This window comes from Thermostichus sp. MS-CIW-15, from assembly GCF_054060575.1.
Map to the genome: position 1 here is coordinate 25783 of NZ_JBSSDI010000003.1, position 21060 is coordinate 46842.

At 57.7% G+C, this 21060-nt stretch carries 13 protein-coding genes and 1 pseudogene; 9 read left to right on the plus strand and 5 right to left on the minus strand.

Annotated elements, in window-relative coordinates; all coding sequences use genetic code 11:
- The first annotated feature begins 67 nt into the window (after positions 1-67).
- Positions 68-1549 carry a hypothetical protein gene (locus ACVW0R_RS01590; protein ID WP_457501540.1) on the plus strand — a complete coding sequence of 494 codons (1482 nt, stop codon included), beginning with the start codon at positions 68-70 and terminating at the stop codon, positions 1547-1549.
- Positions 1550-1989: 440 nt separating this feature from the next.
- Here ACVW0R_RS01590 and psaB read toward each other — a convergent pair whose 3' ends face one another.
- Entirely contained in the window at positions 1990-4227 is a 2238-nt protein-coding gene (psaB, locus tag ACVW0R_RS01595) for a photosystem I core protein PsaB (protein ID WP_011431315.1), read from the minus strand.
- A gap of 21 nt (positions 4228-4248) precedes the next feature.
- The gene (gene psaA, locus ACVW0R_RS01600) at positions 4249-6516 is read right to left on the minus strand and encodes a photosystem I core protein PsaA (protein WP_457501541.1); all 2268 of its coding nucleotides are present in this window, start codon (positions 6514-6516) and stop codon (positions 4249-4251) included.
- A gap of 410 nt (positions 6517-6926) precedes the next feature.
- Here psaA and ACVW0R_RS01605 point away from each other — a divergent pair, with 410 nt between their 5' ends.
- The 6 genes from ACVW0R_RS01605 to ACVW0R_RS01630 all read left to right on the plus strand — a co-directional run bounded on the left by ACVW0R_RS01605 (position 6927) and on the right by ACVW0R_RS01630 (position 16078).
- Positions 6927-8195: a metallophosphoesterase family protein gene (locus ACVW0R_RS01605; RefSeq protein WP_099812801.1), complete on the plus strand. Its 1269-nt coding sequence runs from the start codon at positions 6927-6929 to the stop codon at positions 8193-8195.
- 2 nt (positions 8196-8197) lie between these two features.
- A complete protein-coding gene (locus tag ACVW0R_RS01610) occupies positions 8198-11794 on the plus strand; it encodes an AAA family ATPase (protein WP_457501542.1) in 3597 nt (1198 codons plus the stop codon).
- Positions 11784-12977, plus strand: coding sequence for a DNA double-strand break repair nuclease NurA (locus ACVW0R_RS01615; protein WP_011431311.1), 1194 nt, complete (start codon positions 11784-11786; stop codon positions 12975-12977). Before ACVW0R_RS01610 ends, ACVW0R_RS01615 begins: the two co-directional genes overlap by 11 nt.
- Positions 12974-13567: a hypothetical protein gene (locus ACVW0R_RS01620; RefSeq protein ID WP_011431310.1), complete on the plus strand. Its 594-nt coding sequence runs from the start codon at positions 12974-12976 to the stop codon at positions 13565-13567. Before ACVW0R_RS01615 ends, ACVW0R_RS01620 begins: the two co-directional genes overlap by 4 nt.
- Positions 13567-15291: an ATP-binding protein gene (locus ACVW0R_RS01625; RefSeq protein ID WP_011431309.1), complete on the plus strand. Its 1725-nt coding sequence runs from the start codon at positions 13567-13569 to the stop codon at positions 15289-15291. The genes ACVW0R_RS01620 and ACVW0R_RS01625 overlap by 1 nt, the downstream gene beginning before the upstream one ends.
- A 163-nt stretch (positions 15292-15454) precedes the next feature.
- The gene (locus ACVW0R_RS01630) at positions 15455-16078 is read left to right on the plus strand and encodes a hypothetical protein (RefSeq protein ID WP_228375336.1); all 624 of its coding nucleotides are present in this window, start codon (positions 15455-15457) and stop codon (positions 16076-16078) included.
- Positions 16079-16221: 143 nt separating this feature from the next.
- On the opposite strand, the gene ACVW0R_RS01635 is transcribed toward ACVW0R_RS01630, so the two are convergent.
- Positions 16222-17412 (minus strand): M20 metallopeptidase family protein, encoded by a 1191-nt coding sequence (locus tag ACVW0R_RS01635; RefSeq protein WP_011431307.1) that lies wholly within the window; start codon positions 17410-17412, stop codon positions 16222-16224.
- A gap of 414 nt (positions 17413-17826) precedes the next feature.
- Positions 17827-18612, minus strand: coding sequence for a 1-(5-phosphoribosyl)-5-[(5-phosphoribosylamino)methylideneamino]imidazole-4-carboxamide isomerase (hisA, locus tag ACVW0R_RS01640; protein ID WP_011431306.1), 786 nt, complete (start codon positions 18610-18612; stop codon positions 17827-17829).
- 466 nt (positions 18613-19078) lie between these two features.
- On the opposite strand from hisA, the pseudogene ACVW0R_RS01645 reads away from it, so the two are divergent.
- Together ACVW0R_RS01645 and ACVW0R_RS01650 are read left to right on the plus strand one after the other, a co-directional pair.
- Positions 19079-19213, plus strand: a pseudogene (locus ACVW0R_RS01645) (IS200/IS605 family transposase); the annotation flags it as partial.
- 100 nt (positions 19214-19313) lie between these two features.
- Entirely contained in the window at positions 19314-19649 is a 336-nt protein-coding gene (locus tag ACVW0R_RS01650; protein ID WP_414390612.1) for an SOS response-associated peptidase family protein, read from the plus strand.
- A gap of 246 nt (positions 19650-19895) precedes the next feature.
- Here ACVW0R_RS01650 and dprA read toward each other — a convergent pair whose 3' ends face one another.
- Positions 19896-21053 (minus strand): DNA-processing protein DprA, encoded by a 1158-nt coding sequence (gene dprA, locus ACVW0R_RS01655; protein ID WP_457501543.1) that lies wholly within the window; start codon positions 21051-21053, stop codon positions 19896-19898.
- Between the last annotated feature and the right edge of the window lie 7 nt (positions 21054-21060).

Here is a 21060-nt window from a genome sequence, read left to right on the forward strand (position 1 = left end):
GTTGGGTGCCTTCCCCTCCATTTTGTGTGTGAATTTCCCCAGATTAGGGTGTGTGAGGCAGTGCCGTATGAACTTCAAAGGTCGATCATTGGCAGTGTTGTGTGGGGTTTTGCTCTTAGGGGGCTGCGGCGAGGTTAATGAGGCGCCAACCCTACCTGGGCCTGTCCAGGTGGATCCCACAGCCTTTGTCTCGGCCCAGGAGTATCGCTTTACCCCCGGCTCGGTGCTGGAGACCACCAGCCTCCGCTTGGACTATGTCAATCCGAGGTTTGACAACGGGATCCCTGTGCGCACCAACCCCCTCCAAGGCAGCGGTGAAGCTCGCATCGCCAATGTTGAAGCCCGCATCTTGCCTGTGAACGAGATCCCAGCCAATGAACTGACAATCGACTCCACCCTTCGCTCCAGCACGCTGGCCATCCAAATTGCCCGAACCGCGCCGCTGGTGAACCTCATTGCCTTTGGCCCCAACGACGGTAGGCTGTCTACGCAATTCAATATCGCCGGGCTGGTTGCAATTTCGACAAACCCCAACGACCAGCGCATTCGGGTGAATACCACCTTCAGAGCTGTCCGAGATGACAAAACCGTTTTAACGCTCACTGTGCGTCGCATTCTGGTGAACAGGAATGGCAATCAGGTCGTTCTCGAGGGAGATTCTTCTCTCATTGTCCCTACCACAGGGGTACTCTATGAAGATCCTGGCCCCAACGGCAACCCACCAGCAGGAAGCTTTGTCAACCCTCCTCCACCTCAAGGTCCTGTAGTCGCTATTCTCCAAACGGGCAATTTCTCCGCCAGCTTTGTGGTGCGGCAGCGGGGTGTTGCAGGCGATGGCACCCCTGAGGACGCCTTGGCTCTCTTTGCCCGCCTGAACTTCCGGCCCAACCAGGCGGAGATCGTCTATCGTCCCGCCCAGGTGGGCACCCAGTCGGTGTTGTTTGCCCCGGATCCGACGCGGCCCAATATCTTGCCCAATCAGTTGGTGCGCATCCGGCGCCTGTTGAACGGTCGGGTGCAGGCAGAGTTTGACCCGGCCAATGTCAGCACAGTCCTCAACTTCGTCCAGGTTAGCCCGCCGCCGCGACCTTTCCCCACCCCGATCCCGCAGTTGCCCGTCCCTGAGCGTCCCGGTGCCCCTACCGCGTTTGACTACTTCTTCTCCTTGCGCACCGAGCGCTCCACAGGTACGTTGCCTGGATCCCCTGTGGAGGGAACTAATCTCAGTCCTGTTATCCTTCAGGGCATTGTCCCCACCACGGGAGATTTTGTCTTCCGCACCTTAGCTGGGGCACAACTGGCCGGGCCGTTTAATAGGGCAGATATTGGCGGTTCTCTGCTGCGAGGCAACTTGAATTTGGTTTTCGATCCAACCACCTCTGGCTCGAATATCTCTGGGCAATTCTTTATTGAGCAAGAGTTCCCCACTGACAACCAAGTTATAGGCCCGAACTCACCAACTGGCGACGGAAATACGGGTACTCCTGATGCAGGGGGAGTTATTCTCATTATTCGTGGATTCTTTGAGGGCACGCAGGTGCGGCTGTAGCCTCAGCAGCCTGTCTTGAAATATCCAAGCCCAGCCCTCAGAGCTGGGCTTTTTTGCCGGATTAGGGAGCCCTTCGTCTATCTGCTCAAAAAACTTGAGCCAAACTCTATTCTTGGCTACTCATCCTCCTGGAAGCGCGCAATCGCAAAATCGGGCTCCGGCTCATGGTTGGGGATCCTGGTCGTGCACAGGGGCCTGCTCTTGCACAAGGCCCATCAACAGTCGATACAGGCGGCTCCCCGTTTTCTGAACTGAAACCCTGTCCTTTAGCTCTAGTCGGGCAGCCCCTTAATCCACCTGAGACAGAGACTCAACCAGCCGGTGAAACTCCTCGTGCAGCCAAGTCATGGACTTAGCGACAGCGCCCTTCTCGCTTGACCGAGGAGCAAAAAAAGGGATCCCCCCGCGGGATCCCTTAGTTGCTTAGCCACTCGATTTCGCTAGCCAGATAGGGAAGCTGTCGAGGCGATCACAAAGGCCGCATAGGTCAGCACATACCCCACCGTGAAGTGAGCCAGGCCCACCAGACGACCTTGAACAATCGACAGAGCTACCGGCTTGTCCTTCCAGCGGATCAAGTTGGCCAAGGGGGTGCGCTCGTGCGCCCACACCAGCGTCTCGATCAGCTCTTGCCAGTAGCCGCGCCAGGAGATGAGGAACATGAACCCTGTCGCCCAGACCAGGTGGCCAAACAGGAACATCCAGGCCCAAACCGCCAGGTTATTCATCCCGTAAGGGTTGTAGCCGTTGATCAACTGGGCAGAGTTGGCCCAGAGGTAGTCCCGCAGCCAGCCCATCAGGTAGGTGGAGTTCTCGTTGAACTGGGCGGTGTTGCCGCTCCAGATCCCCAGGTGCTTCCAGTGCCAGTAGAAGGTCACCCAGCCGATGGTGTTCAGCATCCAGAACATGGCCAGGTAGAAGGCATCCCAGGCGGAGATGTCGCAGGTGCCGCCCCGCCCCGGCCCGTCGCAGGGGAAGCTGTAGCCGAAGTCTTTTTTGTCCGGCATCAGCTTGGAGCCACGGGCATCCAACGCCCCTTTGACCAGGATCAACGTGGTGGTGTGCAGGCCCAGGGCAATGGCGTGGTGCACCAGGAAGTCGCCGGGGCCAATGGGCAGGAAGAGGAACCCATTGGGATCGTTGATGGCTTGCAGCCAGCCAGGCAGCCACACGTTGCCGTAGTTGGGCCAAGCCGTAGAGGCGATGCTATCCGGGTTGGACAACAACACGTCCATGCCGTAGATCATCTTGCCGTGGGAGGCTTGTATGAACTGGGCAAACACCGGCTCAATCAGGATCTGCTTCTCCGGCGTGCCGAAGGCCTGCATGACGTCGTTGTGGACGTACAGCCCCAGCGTGTGGAAGCCCAAGAACAGCGACACCCAGCTCAGGTGGGAGATGATCGCCTCCTTGTGATCCAGCACCCGCGCCAGCACGTTGTTCTTGTTGGCCTCCGGATCGTAGTCCCGCACCAGGAAGATGGCCCCGTGGGCAAAGGCCCCCACCATCAAGAAGCCAGCGATGTACTGGTGATGGGTGTAGAGAGCCGCCTCCGTGGTGTGATCCATGGACATGAACACGTAGGGGTTGAGGGCGTACATGTGCTGCGCCACCAGCGAGGTCACCACTCCCAAGCAGGCCAGCGCCAACGCCAACTGGAAGTGCAGGGAGTTGTTGACCGTGTCGTAGAGGCCCCTGTGCCCTTCGCCCAGCAGGCCCCCGAAGGGGGTGCCCTTCGGCGGGTTGTGGGCGCCCAGGATCTCGCGGATGCTGTGGCCGATGCCCCAGTTGGTGCGATACATGTGCCCAGCCACGATGAAGATCACGGCAATGGCCAGGTGGTGGTGGGCCATGTCCGTCAGCCACAGGGACTGGGTGTTGGGGTTGAAGCCGCCCAAGAAGGTGAGGATGGCCGTGCCCGCCCCTTCTGCCGTGCCCCAGACGTGGTTGGCCGTATCCGGGTTCTGGGCATAGACCCCCCAGTTTAGGGTAAAGAAGGGCTTTAGGCCCGCCGGATGGGGCAGCGTGGTGAGGAAGTTGTCCCAGCCCACGTGCTGTCCGCGCGACTCGGGGATGGCCACGTGCACCAGGTGGCCTGCCCAGGCCAAGGAGCTGACACCAAACAGGCCGGCCAGGTGGTGGTTGAGGCGGGCCTCGGCGTTCTTAAACCAGCTCAGGCTGGGGCGGAAGCGGGGCTGGAGGTGCAGCCAGCCGGCAAACAAGAACACCGCCGCCAACAACAACAGGCCGATGGCGCCGGCGTAGAGATCGCCGTTGGTGCGCAGGCCGATGGTGTTGAACCAGTAGTAGAGGCCGGAGTAAGCCGCGTTGACAGGGCCGCCGCCTCCAGGTTGGGTAAAGGCCTCCACCGCCGCCTTGCCGAACTGGGGATCCCAGATGGCGTGGGCGATGGGGGTAACCCCCGTGGGGTTGGCCACCCATTGTTCATAGTTGCCTTGCCAGGCGATGTGAAAGACGTTGCCAGAAGCCCACAGGAAGATGATCGCCAGATGGCCGAAGTGGGTGGCAAACAGCTTTTGGTAAAGCCGCTCCTCCGTCATGCCATCGTGGGTCTCGAAGTCGTGGGCGGTGGCAATGCCGTACCACAGACGCCGAGTGGTGGGATCGCTGGCCAGGTCTTGGCTGAATTGGGGAAAACGAGTTGCAGTAGTTGCCATGGTTTTCTCTTCCTCCTTGCCTTAGCCGAGTGCGGCAAACCGTGCCAGAAAGAACGCCCACGTGGTGACGATCCCGCCCAGCAGGTAGTGGGCCACACCGACCGCCCGACCCTGGATGATGCTCAGGGCGCGGGGTTGGATGGCCGGAGCGACTTTCAGTTTGTTATGGGCCCAGACGATGGACTCAATGAGCTCCTGCCAGTAGCCACGGCCGCTGAACAGGAACATCAAGCTGAAGGCCCAGACGAAGTGGGCACCCAGGAAGAGCAACCCATAGGCCGACAGCTCCGAGCCGTAGGAGTTGATCACCTGCACCGATTGCGCCCACAGGAAGTCCCGCAGCCAGCCGTTGATGTTGATGGCGCTGGTTGCGAAGTTGCCGCCCGTGATGTGCTCGATCGTGCCATCGGGGTTGACGGTGCCCCAGATGTCGCTCTGCATCTTCCAGCTGAAGTGGAAGATCACAATCGAGATGGCGTTGTACATCCAGAACAGCCCCAGGAACACGTGATCCCAGCCGGAGACCTGGCAGGTGCCGCCGCGGCCCGGGCCATCGCAGGGGAAGCGGAAGCCCAGCTTGGCCTTATCGGGGATCAGGCGGGAAGAGCGGGCAAACAGCACCCCCTTGAGCAGGATCAGCACGGTGATGTGGATGGTCATGGCGTGGATGTGGTGCACCATGAAGTCCGCCGTGCCCAACACCATCGGCATCATCGACACCTTGCCGCCCACAGCCACGACGTCGCCGCCGAAGATGGGGCTGACCGAAGCGCCCACATAGGGAGCGGTGCTGGCGATGGCCTTAGTGTGCAGGGATTGAATCCACTGGGCAAAGATGGGCTGCAGCTGGATGCCGGTGTCCGAGAACATGTCCTGCGGACGGCCCAGCGCCTGCATCGTGTCGTTGTGGACGTAGAAGCCGAAGGCGTGGAAGCCCAGGAACAGGCACACCCAGTTCAGGTGGCTGATGATGGCGTCGCGGTGGCGGATCACCCGATCCAAGACGTTGTTGCGGTTCACCGCCGGGTCATAGTCGCGAACCATGTAGATGGCCCCGTGGGCAGCGCCGCCAACGATGAAGATGCCGCCTATCCACATGTGGTGGGTAAAGAGGGAGATCTGGGTGGCGTAGTCGATGCCCATGTAGGGGTAGGGGTTCATGGCGTACATGTGCTGCGCCACGATGATGCTCAGGGATCCCACCATGGCCAAGTTAATGGCCAGTTGGGCGTGCCAAGAGGTGGTCAGCACTTCGTACAGACCCTTGTGGCCCTCGCCGGTGAAGGGGCCCTTGTGGGCTTCCAGGATCTCTTTAATGGAGTGGCCGATGCCCCAGTTGGTGCGGTACATGTGGCCGGCCACGATAAAGAGCACGGCAATGGCCAGGTGGTGGTGGGCCTGATCCGTCAGCCAGAGGGCGCCCGTTTGCGGATCCAGGCCACCCTTGAAGGTGAGGAACTCCGCGTACTTGCCCCAGTCCAACGTAAAGAAAGGCACCACCCCGCTGAAGAGGCCCCAATCCACGCTGGGGAACATCTCCTTCATCAGGGCCGGCTTGAGGATGAACTCGTGGGGCAGAGGGATCTGAGCCGCCGGCACACCCGCATCCAACATCTTGTTGATGGGGATGGCCACGTGGATTTGGTGACCGGCCCAGGCCAGCGAGCCCAGCCCCAGCAGGCCCGCCAGGTGGTGGTTGAGCATCGACTCCACGTTTTGGAACCACTCCAGCTTGGGAGCCCGCTTGTGGTAGTGGAACCAGCCGGCGAACAGGCAGAGGCCAGCCATCACCAGACCGCCGATAGCGGTGCAGAGGAGTTGAAACTCATTGGTGATGCCGGCAGCTCGCCAGAGGTGGAATAGACCCGACGTGATGCGGATCCCTTCAAAGCCGCCGCCCACATCGCCGTTGAGGATCTCCTGGCCGAAGATGGGCCAGACCACTTGGGCGCTGGGCTTGATGTTAATCGGATCCGCCAGCCAAGCAGAATAGTTGGAGAACTGAGCTCCGTGGTAGTACATGCCGCTCAGCCAGACAAAGACCACCGCCAGGTGGCCGAAGTGAGCGGAGAAGATCTTCCGAGAGACGTCTTCTAAGTCGCTGGTGTGACTGTCGAAGTCATGAGCAAGAGCATGGAGGTTCCAGATCCAGGTCGTGGTCTTGGGCCCACGCGCCAGGCTGCGATCGAAGTGCCCCGGCTTGGCCCACTTCTCAAATGAGGTGGGAACCGGATCGATATCCACCGAAACCTTGACCTTTGGCTCTCGCTCCTTTGGCGTAGTTGTCATCAAGAACTCCTCTCTTGCGACAAGGAACGAAGCGCTCCCGCCTGTCTGCAGCCGTGAAGCTCGGGGATCTCTCCCAAGGCGGGATTTACCTGGCATTATAGGTCAGCCTTTGTAACCCCCCCGTCGCTTCACAATAATTAAACCAGGGATCCCTTGCCCTATCGGAGTTAGGGTTGCTTGGCAATCGTTTCTCCAATAAAGATGTAAATATATGTAACGAACTTTCACCAACCCAAGCTGTGCCCATGAAAGGTTGGAACTGGGCAACAGGCAGCGCGGCGGGGCGGCGCCTAGCTCTAGGGGTGGCAACCCGAGCAAAGCCGCAAATGGCCGGGAAGGGATCCCTATATCTAGTTGAGCACTGAGGTTTGTCTGCTAAACTGTGGGCAATTTGCTGGCAGGTTTGGGCGATGGCCACTTCCACCTGCACCTTTTTGCACCTGGCCGATGTGCATCTGGGCTACGACCGCTACAACAGCCCGGAGCGGAGCAAAGATTTCTTTTTGGCCTTTCGGGATGTGGTGCGCCGCCATGCCATCCAGAACCCGGTGGATTTTGTCCTCATTGCCGGGGATCTGTTTGAGCACCGGCAAATTCAGCCCGGTGTCCTCAACCAAGCCCAGATTGTCTTGCGGGAGCTGAAGCAGGCCGGGATCCCCGTCTTGGCCATTGAGGGCAACCACGACAGCCGCCCCTACGGTGTCAAGACCAGTTGGCTGCGCTACCTGGCCGATCACGGCGACCTGATCCTGCTGGAGCCGGAAGCAGGCGAGGAGGGTTTAGAGCTGCGCCCCTGGTCAGGTGGGCGGGGGGGCTATCTGGATCTGCCCTGTGGGGTGCGGGTGATCGGATCCCAGTGGTATGGGTCGGCGGCCCCCAAGTCGATTGAGCAGTTGGCGGCGGCCATTCGCCGGTTGCCCCCTGGCCCTGAGCGGGTGGTGCTCATGTTCCACCACGGCCTGGAAGGCCAAATTGCTCGCTACCAGGGCGCCTTGCGCTACCGGGATCTGCTGCCTTTGCGGGAGGCAGGGGTGGGCTATTTAGCCTTGGGACATATCCACAAAAGCTATACAGAAGAAGGCTGGATCTTCAATCCGGGATCCCTGGAGGCTAACAGTACTGCCGAGTGGGACTTTCCGCGGGGAGCCTACCGCGTCCGCTGGGGAGAGGGCCCGCCTCAGGCTGAGCTGGTGCAGGACTACTACCGGCGGCCTCACCGACGGATCTCTCTTGAGGCCAAGGGCCGGGAAACGCCCGAAGAGATTGCTGCAGCCGCAATTGCCTTGGCCAAGGGATCCGACCTTCCCGAAGGTGGGCCAGCGCCAATGGTGGAGTTTCGGCTGGCGGGGCAGGTGGGCTTTGCCAAGCACGAGTTGGATAGCCGCGCCCTGCAGCAGCAGATTCAGCAGCTTACCGGTGCCCTGCTGGTTCTCTTCCGCTTCGAAGCCACTACTTTGGAGATCGGGTCGGCTGCTCTTTCCCTCGAAGAAGAAGGGCGCAGGCTGCAAATTGAAGAGAAAATCTACAGGGATCTGCTGAGCAGCCATGCCCACTACCGCAAGCGCAGCGAAGAGCTGGCACGGTTACTCTTAGATCTCAAAGAGAAAATCTTAGAGGAGCAAGGCGAAGCGGAAGTGTACGCTCACCTGAGCGGCGCCTTTCTGGGGGAAGAAGACTGACCATGCGGATCCTCTCTTTGGCTCTGCAGAACTTCAAGTCTCATGAGGACGCCTTCTTCGAGTTTGAGCCCGGTATCAACGCCATTTGTGGAGAAAATGGAGCAGGCAAAACCAGCATTCTAGAGGCCATCGCCTGGGTTTTGTTTGACTACTGCCCCTACAACCAAGAAGAACTCATCCGCACAGGGGCCAGCGATGCGGTGGCTACTGTCCAGTTTATCTCCCAGTGGGATCAGCGCACCTACGACGTTCGCCGCAGTGTCAGGCAGGGATATCGCCTCTTCGATCCGCAATTGAAGCAGCGCCTAGATTACGAGCGCAAGGCAGATGTGCTAGCGTGGCTGAGGCAACATTTGGGTGTGCCCGCCGGTACTGATTTGGCGCGGCTCTTTGCTACAACGATTGGGGTGCCCCAGGGCACTTTCACAGCAGATTTTCTCAAAACCAGTCGGGAGCGGAAAGAAGTTTTCGACCGCATCTTGAAGGTAGAAGAGTACCAGCAAGTTGCAAAGGATCTGCTGGCAGTTGAAAAATACAGCGAGGCGCAAGTTCTGGCCGTCAAGCATCAAATTGAGCTGCTCCATCAACAGATGCAAGACTGGGATCCGCTGCAAGTAGAGCAGCAGAGAATCGAGCAAGAACTGAGCCACTGGCAGGAGCGCTTAAGCCACCATACCCATACCTTGGCCGAGGTGAAGCTGGAGCTGGAGCGGCTGGAGAAGCTGCTTGAGCAAATCCAAACGCTCGACCGGCAAATTGCTCAACTGGAGCAAGAGGGATCCCTGCTGGCAGTAGCCCTTGAGCAAGCCGAAAAGCTGTGGGCAGAGGCCCAGCGAGCGCAGGCACAACAACAGCACCACCAAGAGGGATCTCAGCGCTTTTTGGCCATAGAAGATCGGTTGTGGGAGCTGGAAAAGCAACGGCAGCAGCGCCTGGAGTGGCTGAAGCGGCGGGAGGCCCTGCTCTCGCAAAAGCAGAACCTCGAAAACCAACTGGCGAGGCTGCAGGAAAAACTCAGCCAACAACAGCGCTGCAAGCAGGAGCTAGAGGAGCTGGCTCCCCAAATTCAAGCCCAAGAGGAGCTAGAGCGCCGGCAAAGCCATTGGGCTCAGCAGCTCGACACCTTGCTCCAACTGCACCGCGAATGGGAGCAGCTTCAGGGAGAATGGTCAGCCCACGCCGGGCGCTGTCAACTGCTGCAAAGCCGCGTCCAAGAGGCTGAACAGGCGCAGGCCATCTGTCAACAGCACGAATCGGCCTACAGGCGTTATCTGGAGTTGGAGGCTTGGGTGGCAGAGCAAGAGGCGTTGCGACGAACACGGCAGACCTTGACAGCTCAGCGGGAAACTTTACGGCAGCAGCTCCACCAACTCCAACTGCGAGAATCTGAATATCGACAGCAGCTCCAACTCTTCCAGAAAATCGAGGAGGAAAAGCTACACCTGCAAACGCTCTGCGAAAAGCAAACCGTCCTGGAACAACGGTACTCTCAAATTGGCCAGAAGTTGGCCTCTTTTCAGGCCCTGCGCCTAGAGCTAAGACAGAGAGAAACAGAACAGGAACAGGGCCGGGCCCAGTTGGAACAGTTGCGGCTGCAGCTTCGACAGCGACAGGCCGATCGAGAGCACGTAGCCAAGATTCCCCTCCTGGAGGCTCAACAAGAGCGACTGCAAACTCAGCTCAGCCGCCTAGCCGCGGCGCGGCAATTTCAGCGGGAACTCCAAGCCCTTTTCGAGCAGGGCTCTCACCAACTGGCCCAGCACAACCGCAGCATTCAAACTCTTGTGGAGGAGCTGGCCGCTTGCCAACAGAGTTATCCGCAACTCCAACCTCTATGGCAGCGGATCCCGCAAGTTCTGGCCCAGTCTTCAGCCCTCAGCCAACAGTTACTGCAATCCATCCAACAAATCCTACAGGATCTTTCCCCCCAAACTTGCGAGCCTCAGCTACGCCAGCAACTGGCTGATATCCAGGAGCAACTCAAGACTTTGCAGCCCCTGCTGGGCTTAACGGCGCAGATTCCCGAGTTAGAAGCTCAAATTCAACAGTTGCTGCAATGGCAAAACGAACGCCAGAGCAAAATTGAGGATCTTCAGTGGAGCCTCGAGGCAGAGCCAGACTTTCTTCGGCAACAACAGGAAATTGGCCAAGCGCTGCAGGCACTGGGGGATCCCAGGGGGCAAATCCAGCGCCTGGAAAAGGAGCTCAACAATAAGCCGAGAGTTGAGCAAGAGTACCAGCAAGTTGTAGCCAGCATCCAGCAACTTCAACAACAGATACAAGCCCTAGAGCAGCAGCTTCAGCCCCTTGCCGATCTAGACGAGAGAATTGCCGCTTTACGGGAGGAGCAGAGTTGCCATCGCAACAGCTATGAAACCGTTATCCGTATGCAACCACTTGTCCAAAGTTTGCCACAACGAAAAGATGAACTGCAAACAGCTCAGTTGGCTCTAGAACAGATCCAGCAAGCTAAGCAGGAAAAACAAGCCCAAATTGATCGCTGGGAGAAAATAGAGGGATCCAAAGATTACCTGCAAGCCCAAATTGTAAAAGCCGCCGAAACCTTGAAGTCCCTGGGGGATCCGAGAAGCCGGGCTGAGTGGCTGAAAGCGGAGCTCAAGCTGGAAAGACAGTACCTGCAAACGCAGGCAGGTTGCCTACAGCAAATCCAGGATTTGGAGGCAGCACTCCGCCCCCTCGAGGAAGCGCTGCTGCAAACCGAACACCTGGATCGAGAGCTGGGATCCCTGCAAGAACAGCGCGAACACTACCGAGCGGATCACGAGCAATATCTACGTCTGGAGCCTATTGCCAAACTGCTCCCCCAACGAGAACGGAAGCTCAGTGAACTGAAGGCGCAACAGCAAGCATTGCAAACCCAACTGTCCCAATTGCGGGCACAGCGGGATCCTTTGGCTTCCCTCTATCAGCCTCAGGAGCACCAACGTCTGCGCTCCCTTTTGCAGGCCACCGAAATTCAAAAGGCCGAGGCTCAAGCTCGCCTGGAAAGCCTTGCCCCTCAACTACAGAAAATCCAGGAAAGGTTACAGCAACTGGAGCGGGTGAGAGAAACCTTAAAACAAGTCGAGACGCAACGAATCGAGAAAGAGCGTCTGCATCGCTTCATTAAGTTTAGCCGAGATACCTACAAAAAGGCTGGTCCTCAAATTACCCAATACTATCTACAGCAGATCAACAACATTGCCGATCACCTCTTCCGGGAAATCCTCAACCGCCCCAATGTTGCCCTCACCTGGGAGGCCGACTACGAGATCCGCGTTCAAGAGGGAGGCGGCCCCAAACGACGTTTTGCCAGCCTTTCTGGAGGAGAGCAGATGTCGGCAGCTCTGGCAGTTCGCCTAGCCTTGCTCAAGGTGTTAGGACAGTTGGATATTGCCTTCTTCGACGAGCCCACCACCAACATGGACGCCCAGCGCCGACAGCGATTGGCCGAGTCCATTACCAATTTGCGCTCTTTTGAGCAGCTATTTGTGATCAGCCACGACGATACCTTTGAGCAAGTAACGGAAAACATCATTCGGGTGGAGAGGCACGCTGGCTCTGGCCAGATGAGGAGGGATCCCACCTATGGTATTTAGAGCTGACCGGGTTCTGGCAGTATTGCAGCAAAAGCGGGAGGCTTTCGTCACTTTTGATCAAGGGCTATCGGAGCGCAGAGAGGGATATCGGCAGGCCATGGAAAGATTGTGCCAGTGGTCGAGCGCAGAGATTGCCGAAAAAATAGCGCCCTTGGACTTTCCGGGTGCTCTACCTACTCAAGAGTGGGATCTTTACTCCAGTTGGTCAGTTCCTTTTGAACAGGCATGGACTAGCCATGAGGAAAGCGATGAATGGGCAAGGTCGATTATTAAAAATATTTCCACCTTTGCAGTAGATGGATCCCAAATCTATCCCAGCAAGGATCTGTCAATTCCGGTGGCCTTGGTGCAGATCGGCTGGTATGAGAATCATCACTGTGCCCAAGGCCTGTACGAAAAAGATATTCAAGTCGATGTACTGACTCCAAAGGATTTGGGATCCGATAGCAGCGGCGAGCCCAAAGAGCGCGTCGTCAACATGCGTCGCTTCCAAATGGAAACAGAAAAGCTGGTGGAATATATCCGGGGAGCTCAGCCTGGATCCCGAAAGTTGGCCTTTTTAGATGGGGCTCTGGTGGCTACCTTTGCGGAAGCCCTTGAGCCAGAAAGCCGAGATTTCTACGTACAATGTTTACTCCAGGTGCTGCGGGCCAGCGAGCAAAACCAGATCCCTGTTGTGGCCTACATCGACACTACCTATACCTCAGATCTGGTGACATTGCTGCGGCATTGCTTCGATCTTCCTGAAGCTCCTCAGCTTCACGATGCCCAACTCCTCAGCCCGTGGCTGGAGTGGGGGGAGCGCACCCCTTTTTTTATCTGTGCTCGCGGCGGCAGCCTTAACCCTCAAGATGGGATCCTCAACTCTTACCAAGAAATGCGAGAGCGAGTGGGATTTGTTTATTTGCGCACCAACGACAACTTTCCGGCCCGGCTGGAGATACCGGTTTGGGTTTACGAGGCAGGACTTTTGGACTGGGTCGTGGATCTGGTGCGCTGCGAGGTCATCATTGGTAGAGGCTATCCCTATGTGTTAGAGACAGCCGATCAAATAGCCGTTATTCGCAATGAGGATCGCAACCTTTTCCTGCGCCTGATGCAAGATTGGGCAAGCCGCGAGAAGCTCAACCTCAGGTTATCTCGGAAAACGGTGAGTAAACTGCAGCGGAGGCGAGTCCGATGAGATTGGGCAAGGTGGTTCGCTCCAACAATCACTGCGACTACGTAGTGCAGGTGGATGACGCCCTAGAAGTCAAAAATCCTCCCTCTCCTGATGACTATGGCTTTGGCAGCTTTGTTAAGCTGGAGAATGATCAACGGCACTGGGCTGTAGGTCTGGTCTATAACACCCAAATTGTAAACCCGCTCTTTCTCAACTCCGGCCCGCGCCTCTCCAGCCAGCCGGATCCCTATTTTTCCCCCGATTTACAAAACGAGGTGCGCACGCTGCTTTCGGTGGTTCTCATCGGAGCTTTGGACGAAGAGCGGGGCTGTGGCCGGCAAGGGATCCCGCGCGTGGTGGTGCCTGTGAACACGCCCGTTTTTCGCATGAGCCAAGAAGAAATCCTACGTTTTCACCAAGATCCCCAAGGTCAAACCCAATTTTCGTATTATGGATTGCTCTTGAGCAGCGGCGGCAACTTTGCCGACCACCTTGTTTATCAAGTCTTGAATGATATCATACCCATGTTTTCCGATCCGGCTCAACGGCGGGCCCTGCAAATTCTAAGCAAAGAACTGGCCTGGAAAATGACCGTAGGAGCGATGCGCTGATGACCAAAAAAACTGTAGGGATCGCCCAGTCTCTTGACAATGGACACTATCCAAAAGCTGTCTTCTCCTCCGATGAAGAGGCCCCAGAAGTAATCGGCACTGTCAAGGGCCCCGGTGAAACCTCCAACCAGTATGTTTTTATCACCTCCAATACCCAAGCTGTAAGAGTAGGCGATTTTGTCTACTATGAGGTTCAGGATACCCAGTCCCAAACCCTGAAAATTCTCGGCAAGATCAGGCAAGTCCAGCTCTTGGATCACATTCCCGATCGCATCTTTGCCGACACCGAGATCGATCCCAGCACCATTGTGGCTTTGGTGGGCTTTACCCACCCCAACCCGGAAATCTACGCAGTTACCGTCGAGGTCATCGGCTATTTTCACCGCGCCATGGGCTTTATTAACCCCCGTCGCCCTCCGGATCCCGGTGCCAAAGTCTTTTTGGCCTCCAATCGTCTGCTGAAATCGATTTTGAACAAACGAGATGAAACAGCCGTTGGGGGCGCTCACTTGGGCAGCCTGTTGTTGCGCGACGAGGGAGCGGTGCCCGTGGTGCTGGATGTCAAGGAAATGGTTAGCACCCATCTGGCTATTTTGGCGGGGACGGGATCCGGAAAATCCTACACGGCGGGGGTCTTGATTGAAGAGCTGATGTTGCCCAAAAACCGGGCTGCTGTTCTCATTTTTGATCCCCATGGGGAATACCATACACTGGCAGAGATGCAGTCCCACCCCAAGTTTTTGGGCGAAGACGGCTACCGCCCTAAGGTTAAGGTTCTCTCCCCACAGGAAATCAAGATCCGCGTGTCTTCTCTCAACTTTTTCGATATCCTTACCCTCTTGCCAGAGACCACCGACCGGCAGAAATCTTTCCTAGAGAAAGCTTTCCGCAAGGTTACCCAGTTCAATCCACTACGTTGGACAATTCGGGATCTGATCGACACCGTCAACGAAGAAGATTCGGCAGAGGACGGATCCCGGGGATCCTCAGCCGCTGCTTTGGAGTGGAAGCTAGAGCAGATCGATCGCTCTCCCTACTTTAGCAATGTGGAACACCTGGCCCCCAAGGATTTGTTTGAGCCAGGGCAGGTAACCATTTTGCAGATGCACGAGATTAGCCAGGAAGAGCAGCAAGTCATTGCCGCCGCCATCCTGCGCCAGGCCAATTACGCCCGCATTAACACCCATAAAGGCAAGATCCAACCGGGGGATGAAAATTACCTGCCCTATCCTGTTTTTATCTTGTTGGAAGAGGCCCATCGCTTTGCCCCTGCCCACGAGCCCTCCCGCTGCAAGCAGGTGTTGCGCACCATTCTCAGCGAAGGGCGGAAGTTTGGCTTAGGAGTAGGTCTAATCACGCAACGCCCCGGCAAGCTGGACTCGGACATTCTATCGCAATGCATGAGCCAATTTTTGATGCGAATTGTCAACCCTTCCGATCAAGAAAATCTGCGCCACAGTGTTGAGGCTGCCGGACGGGATTTGTTACAGGAATTGCCGGCTTTGAGCAAGGGTCAGGTGATTGTCTCCGGCGTGTGTGTCAATACCCCTGTTCTGTGTAAAGTACGGCAGCGCTACACCCAGCATGGTGGCGAAACACTTGATATCCTCGGCTTGTGGCAAAATCACTTTCAGCCCCACCGACGACAGGATCGCGTAGCCCAATCTGCCCCTCTCAGGCCACGTTCTCAGCCTCAGGTGGTCGAGGGATTGAGCATTGACTAGAGATCGTTAAAAGCTGGGGTCAATTGGCAGCCGGCTATCCTGTCTATAAACGCTGAGCCAAAAAAATCTATGCAGCTTAGAATGGTTCATGTCCATGTCTAGATTGCAACGCTTCCCAACTGCTCTGGGATCCCAAGCTCTTTCCAATCAGGAGAGATAAGAGTTGCCGCTCAAAAATTTGAGCGATGGTTTGCTACCGGTGGAGAAGAAAGTCGTGGTGAAAAAGCAAGCTCTTTGGCGAGGCTGGGTGGGCATTGCCGCTGTGGCCCTGCTGGGATCCGGCCCTGCCTATGCCCAGTTGCGGCTGATCCCTGAGGCGGCGCGGCAGGTCTACGAGGCCTTGCCAGATCTGCCTCTGGAAAACACCTATACCCCCGTGAACCCCAATGACGGCGGCCCCGCGCCTGAGGAAGATACCTTGGTGCGGCGGATGATGGTCTATCACTTGCAGGTGGTCGGTCGCTCTCCTACCGACCGCTTTGACTGGCAACTGACGCTAGCAGACTATCTGGACGCCAACGAGCCGATAGTTGCCCAGCGCTACCCCGGTGCCGAGCGGCTGACGGTCAACCCCTATGCCCAAGACAAGGCAGCCGTGCAAGCCCTGAGCCGGCAACAGCGACAGGCCCTGCTGCGGGAGCTTGTGCTCGCCTTCGGCGGGGATCCCGATCCCAAGCCCCTGTACATTCCCGCCGACTTGAATCCTGTCCCCGCTCCTGCCACCCCAAAACCGCTGGAACGCTTGCCGATTCCCGGCGCTGGATCCGCCGACCTACTTCGGCCCTAGAGGGAGTCTCCCCTCACCCCCGGCCCCTCTCCCAGAGGGTATCCCTCACCCCCAGCCCCTCTCCCTGAGGGAGAGGGGAGCTAGGATTTGACGTAGCGAACGGCTTATTCAAATGGTCACAGCTTTTTTGGGAAGTGCCCCCTTTAATCCAAAGTCTTTCCAGTGTAGTTTTCAATGCAGCGCAAGAACAGCTCTACCCCAATGCCGAGGGCAGCTTCGTCAAAGTCAAAGCGGGGATGGTGATGGGGATAATCTAGCCCTTTGGCAGGGTTGGCGGATCCCAGGAAAAAGTAGCAGCCGGGCACCTCGTTGAGGAAAAACGAGACGTCCTCGCCGCCCATGGTCATCTCTGGAATAATCGCCGCTTCTGAACCGAACAGCTGGCGGGCGGCTTGTTCTACCAGGGCTGCCATGGCCGGGTCATTGTGAACCGCCGGATAGCCCCGCTCGTACTGGAACTCGTAGGTGGCCCCATAGGCTTGGCAAATGCCGGCCACGATTTCTTCTATACGTCTTGCAAGCAAATCCCGCACTTCCGGCTGAAAGCTGCGCACGGTGCCCCAAATTTCTGCCCGGGGAGCAATGACATTGAAGGTGTCGCCGGCCCGGAAGCGGCCCACCGTCACCACCGCCGGCTGCAGCGGATCCACGTTGCGGGAGACGATGGTCTGCAAAGCGCTCACAATGTGGGATCCCACCACAATGGCGTCCACCGTCTGCTGAGGAAGAGCGGCATGGCCACCGCGCCCAATGACCTCGATTTGAAAGCGATCGGCAAAGGCCATCGAGGGGCCGCTTTTGACGCCAATGGTGCCCAGAGGTCGGTTGTTCCACAGGTGTAAGCCGAGGATGGCTTCTACATCTGGGTTCTTCAGCACCCCCGCTTCCACCATTGGCTTGGCTCCGCCGGGGCCTTCTTCAGCAGGCTGGAAAATAACTTTGACGGTGCCTCTGAGGCTTTGGCGGTGCTGCTGCAGCAGCTTGGCGGTGCCCAGGGCAATGGCCGTGTGGCCATCATGGCCGCAGGCGTGCATAACGTTGGGGATGGCGGAACGGTATTCGACCTCGTTGGCCTCGTGAATGGGTAGGGCATCCATGTCGGCCCGCAGCGCCAAAACCGGCCCTGGCTCTTCTCCCGCGATGGTAGCCACAATGCCGGTGTGGGCGATGCCGGTCTGGTGCGGGATCCCCCAACTTCTCAGGCGGTGGCTGATGTAGGCGGCGGTTTGCTTCTCCTGGAAACCCAGCTCTGGATACTTGTGCAGGTGGCGGCGCCAGGTCACCAACTCCGGCTGTAAGGCTTGAACGGCAGGGCGAAGGGCGGGAACTTCCATGGCTATCCTAAAAAACGCTTAGACAAGAGTCAGCCTGGGGAAGATCTTCCTTCCCGGTTGGTTTCCTAGAAGCTGTTTAGAGCATGACTCTAGTCAATAATAAGCTCAACTATACTGAAAATAATGTATAATATGTTCAGTACGGATTACTACCAGTTGATCTTTCTGTTTACTTTAGAGTCTGCCAACATGGTAGCCAAAGCAAAGCAGAAAATTGGTAGTAAGACGACAGGGAAACTGCGCTTTGGGTATTCTACTCAAAGCTTTGCGGGATACCGCCATTCTGTTTGGAAACAAACAGAATGCTATCGCTGCATAGTTGAACAGTGATGTTCAGCAGTGTTCAGCGTAAATGTATCAGTTACATGTCGATTCCGTCCAGTATGGCAAAAGTTTTGCCAGGGCTGTTTCTCCCTAGGCCCACCGGGATCCAGTTTCTGGCGGCAGATCTTGCCAGCGGCCCGGCCCCACGGCGCGCAACGCCTCTGGCAGGGAGATAGCTCCTGAGTAGAGGGCCTTGCCCAGAATGGCTCCGGCCAAACCCGGCAAGCTCAGCAGGGCAAGCAAATCGGTGAGCGAGCCAATCCCCCCGGAAGCGATAACCGGCAGGCGGGAGACAGCCAGGATCTGGCGCAACTGCTCTAGGTTGGGGCCGGCCAGGGTGCCGTCCCGGCCAATGTCGGTGTAGATGATCCCGGCAGCCCCTTGGGCTTGGACCCGTTGCACCAGCTCGGTGGCGGCTAGGGGAGTGGTGCTCAGCCAGCCGCGGGTGGCTACCTGACCTTGGCGGGCGTCGATCCCCACCCAGATGCGTCCCGGCAAAGCCTGGGTCATGGCCTCCAGCAGGGCGGGATCCTCTACAGCCACCGTGCCGACGATCACCCGCTCCACCCCCAAGTCCAGCAACTGCCGCGCCCGCTCCAGGGATCGGATCCCACCCCCCACCTGTACCGGGATGGCCAGTTTGCGGACAATGTCTGCAATGATGGGCAGGTTAACCGGATCCCCGCTTTTGGCCCCGTCCAGATCCACCACATGCAGGCGAGGCGCCCCTTGGGTGGCCCAGATTTCTGCCTGCTGGACGGGGTCGGCGGCCACCTGCTCGGCTTGGGCGTAATCGCCTTGGTAAAGACGCACGGCGCGGCCTTGTAAAAGGTCGATGGCGGGGATCACCTCGAGAAAGGCACTGGCGTGAGGCATGATGGGATCCCTGGAGAAGAGCTTTTCCAGTATCGCCTGAGTATTGACACTCCCACCGCCTAAAGGCGGGGGATTCTTACACGGTCGTCGCAAAGGCGTTGTCAAAGCGCCTCTAGACAGTTCCTGAAGGCAAAGCCCCAAGGTTCTGCTGACTTTCTTAAGCAGGTTGGCGGCAGCATTTGCCTCAGCCTTGACCAACCACCCCTTTGCCGTTTGGTACAGGCCCCGCTTGACACGCTTTCCAGCGGGTCTCCACCCGTCGGGTTTTTCACCATAATTAGGTAGCTCATCCCCATCTAGGAAGCTTGCCTGCGAGCTGTACGCCTCCTCTACCTCAATAAACTCCATGCCATAATGCCGACATAATTGCGCAATACGCTCCTTGAACCGACCTGTTGGAATGAAAACAAAGTTTTGGTTAAAACCGCATTCTTGTTTTTGTTCTTTGTTCCAACCTAAGTAAGCGATAGCGCGAGAGGGAAGTCAACGGTACAATCACTACAACCATGGTGTGGGGCTAGCGGTTGTTTATCTTATTTTTTGGCCAAAGAGAAGGAAAAAGGTGTTGGTAGGAGAAGTCAGGAAGAGGTTGTTTGAGCTATGAAATTATATCAACGACCCCCATCATGGGTAAGCGACTAAAGTGGCTAGCGCGCTTTTCCGGCGCGCACTCAAGTGCGGGGCTAGCAAGCTATCCTCTTGTGTTTGCCTTTGCCGGTATTTGGGAGCGCTGGCGCAGCCCACAAGGGGTGGAGATAGAAACTTGCGCCATCCTCAACACGCCGGCCATGATGGAGCCTTTCCACGAGCGGATGCCGGCCATTTTGACGGAAAACGACTACGACCTCTGGCTGGATCCACGGGTGCGGGATCCCAAGCTGCTGTTGCCCCTGCTCCGCCCCTACCCGGCAGAGGCCATGGCCGCCTACCCCGTCAGCACCCATGTGAACAACCCGCGCCACGAGGATCCCACGTGTCGTGCTGATACATTTACGCTGAACACTGCTGAACATCACTGTTCAACTATGCAGCGATAGCATTCTGTTTGTTTCCAAACAGAATGGCGGTATCCCGCAAAGCTTTGAGTAGAATACCCAAAGCGCAGTTTCCGTGTCGTCTTACTACCAATTTTCTGCTTTGCTTTGGCTACCATGTTGGCAGACTCGAAAGTAAACAGAAAGATCAACTGGTAGTAATCCGTACTGAACATATTATACATTATTTTCAGCTTATTATTGACTAGAGTCATGCTCCTATCGGAGAAGCTGGGCAGGGATCCAACCTCAGCGAGCCCGCTGGTAGCGCATCCCCGGCAGTTGCACCAGCCAGCCTTCCAGTTCCATAAGCAGCAGGGTGCTGGAGAGGGTGGCAATGTCCATCTGGGTGGCCTGGACCAGGGCGTCGAGGCTGAGGATTTCGTTGCCCAGGAGTTGCCAGAGAAGCTGCTGCTGGGGATCGCTGGGGCCGAAGGAGGGGGGCTGTTCTGGGGGAGGGGATCCCTGAACCAAATCCAGCTCTTGGAGCAGCTCCTCAATCCCCAGGATCATGCCGGCGCCGTTGCGGATGAGCTGCAGACAGCCGCGGGCCGCCGCTGTGTCGATATTCCCCGGTAGGGCGTACACTTCCCGACCGTAGTGGTTGGCCAGGTGGGCGGTAATCAGCGCCCCCGAGCGCTCTGGGGCCTCCATCACCAAGGTGGCGCGGCAGAGGCCGGCGATGATGCGGTTGCGCTGGGGAAAGTGCTCCTTGGCCGGCGGCGTGCCGGGAGGATATTCGCTGAGGACGGCTCCTTGCTCCAAGATGCGCCGGTAGAGGGAGCGATGGTGGGCGGGGTAAACCTGATCCACCCCCGTTCCCACCACGGCCACCGTCTTGCCGCCGGCATCCAGACAGGCCTGGTGGGCAATGCCGTCGATCCCGGTGGCCAGCCCCGAGACCACCACACAGCCGGCTTCTGCCAGGGCGGCACTAACTTTCTGAGTCCAGAGCCGACCGTAGGAGGTGGGGGCGCGGGTGCCGACAACAGCAATGGCCGGCTGCTGCCAATCGGGGCATTCCCCTAAGACATAGAGAAGGGGCGGCGGATCCGGCAGCTCCCACAGCAGCGGCGGATAGCCGGGATCCGCCGGGGTTAGGAAAGGGATCCCAGGCTTTTGGGTCTGCTCCAGGATCTCCTCAGGATCGAGGCCAGGCCGGGCAGAGACAATTGCCTGGGCCAAGGTAGGGCCGATGCCTTCTACCTGCTGCAGGTCCAGGGCGTCCGCCTGCCAGGCCTGCTTCAGGGATCCAAAAAACTCCGCCAGCCGCTTGAGCCGGTGGGGGCCAATCCCTTTGATGCGGGCCCAAGCTAGCCAGTAGGGCCGCTCCCGTTCTTCATGGCCTGGCCCACGGGAAGGCTCCCTCTTGCCAACAGGATCTGAAGGGGAAAGGGGAAAAGACAATTTAGCT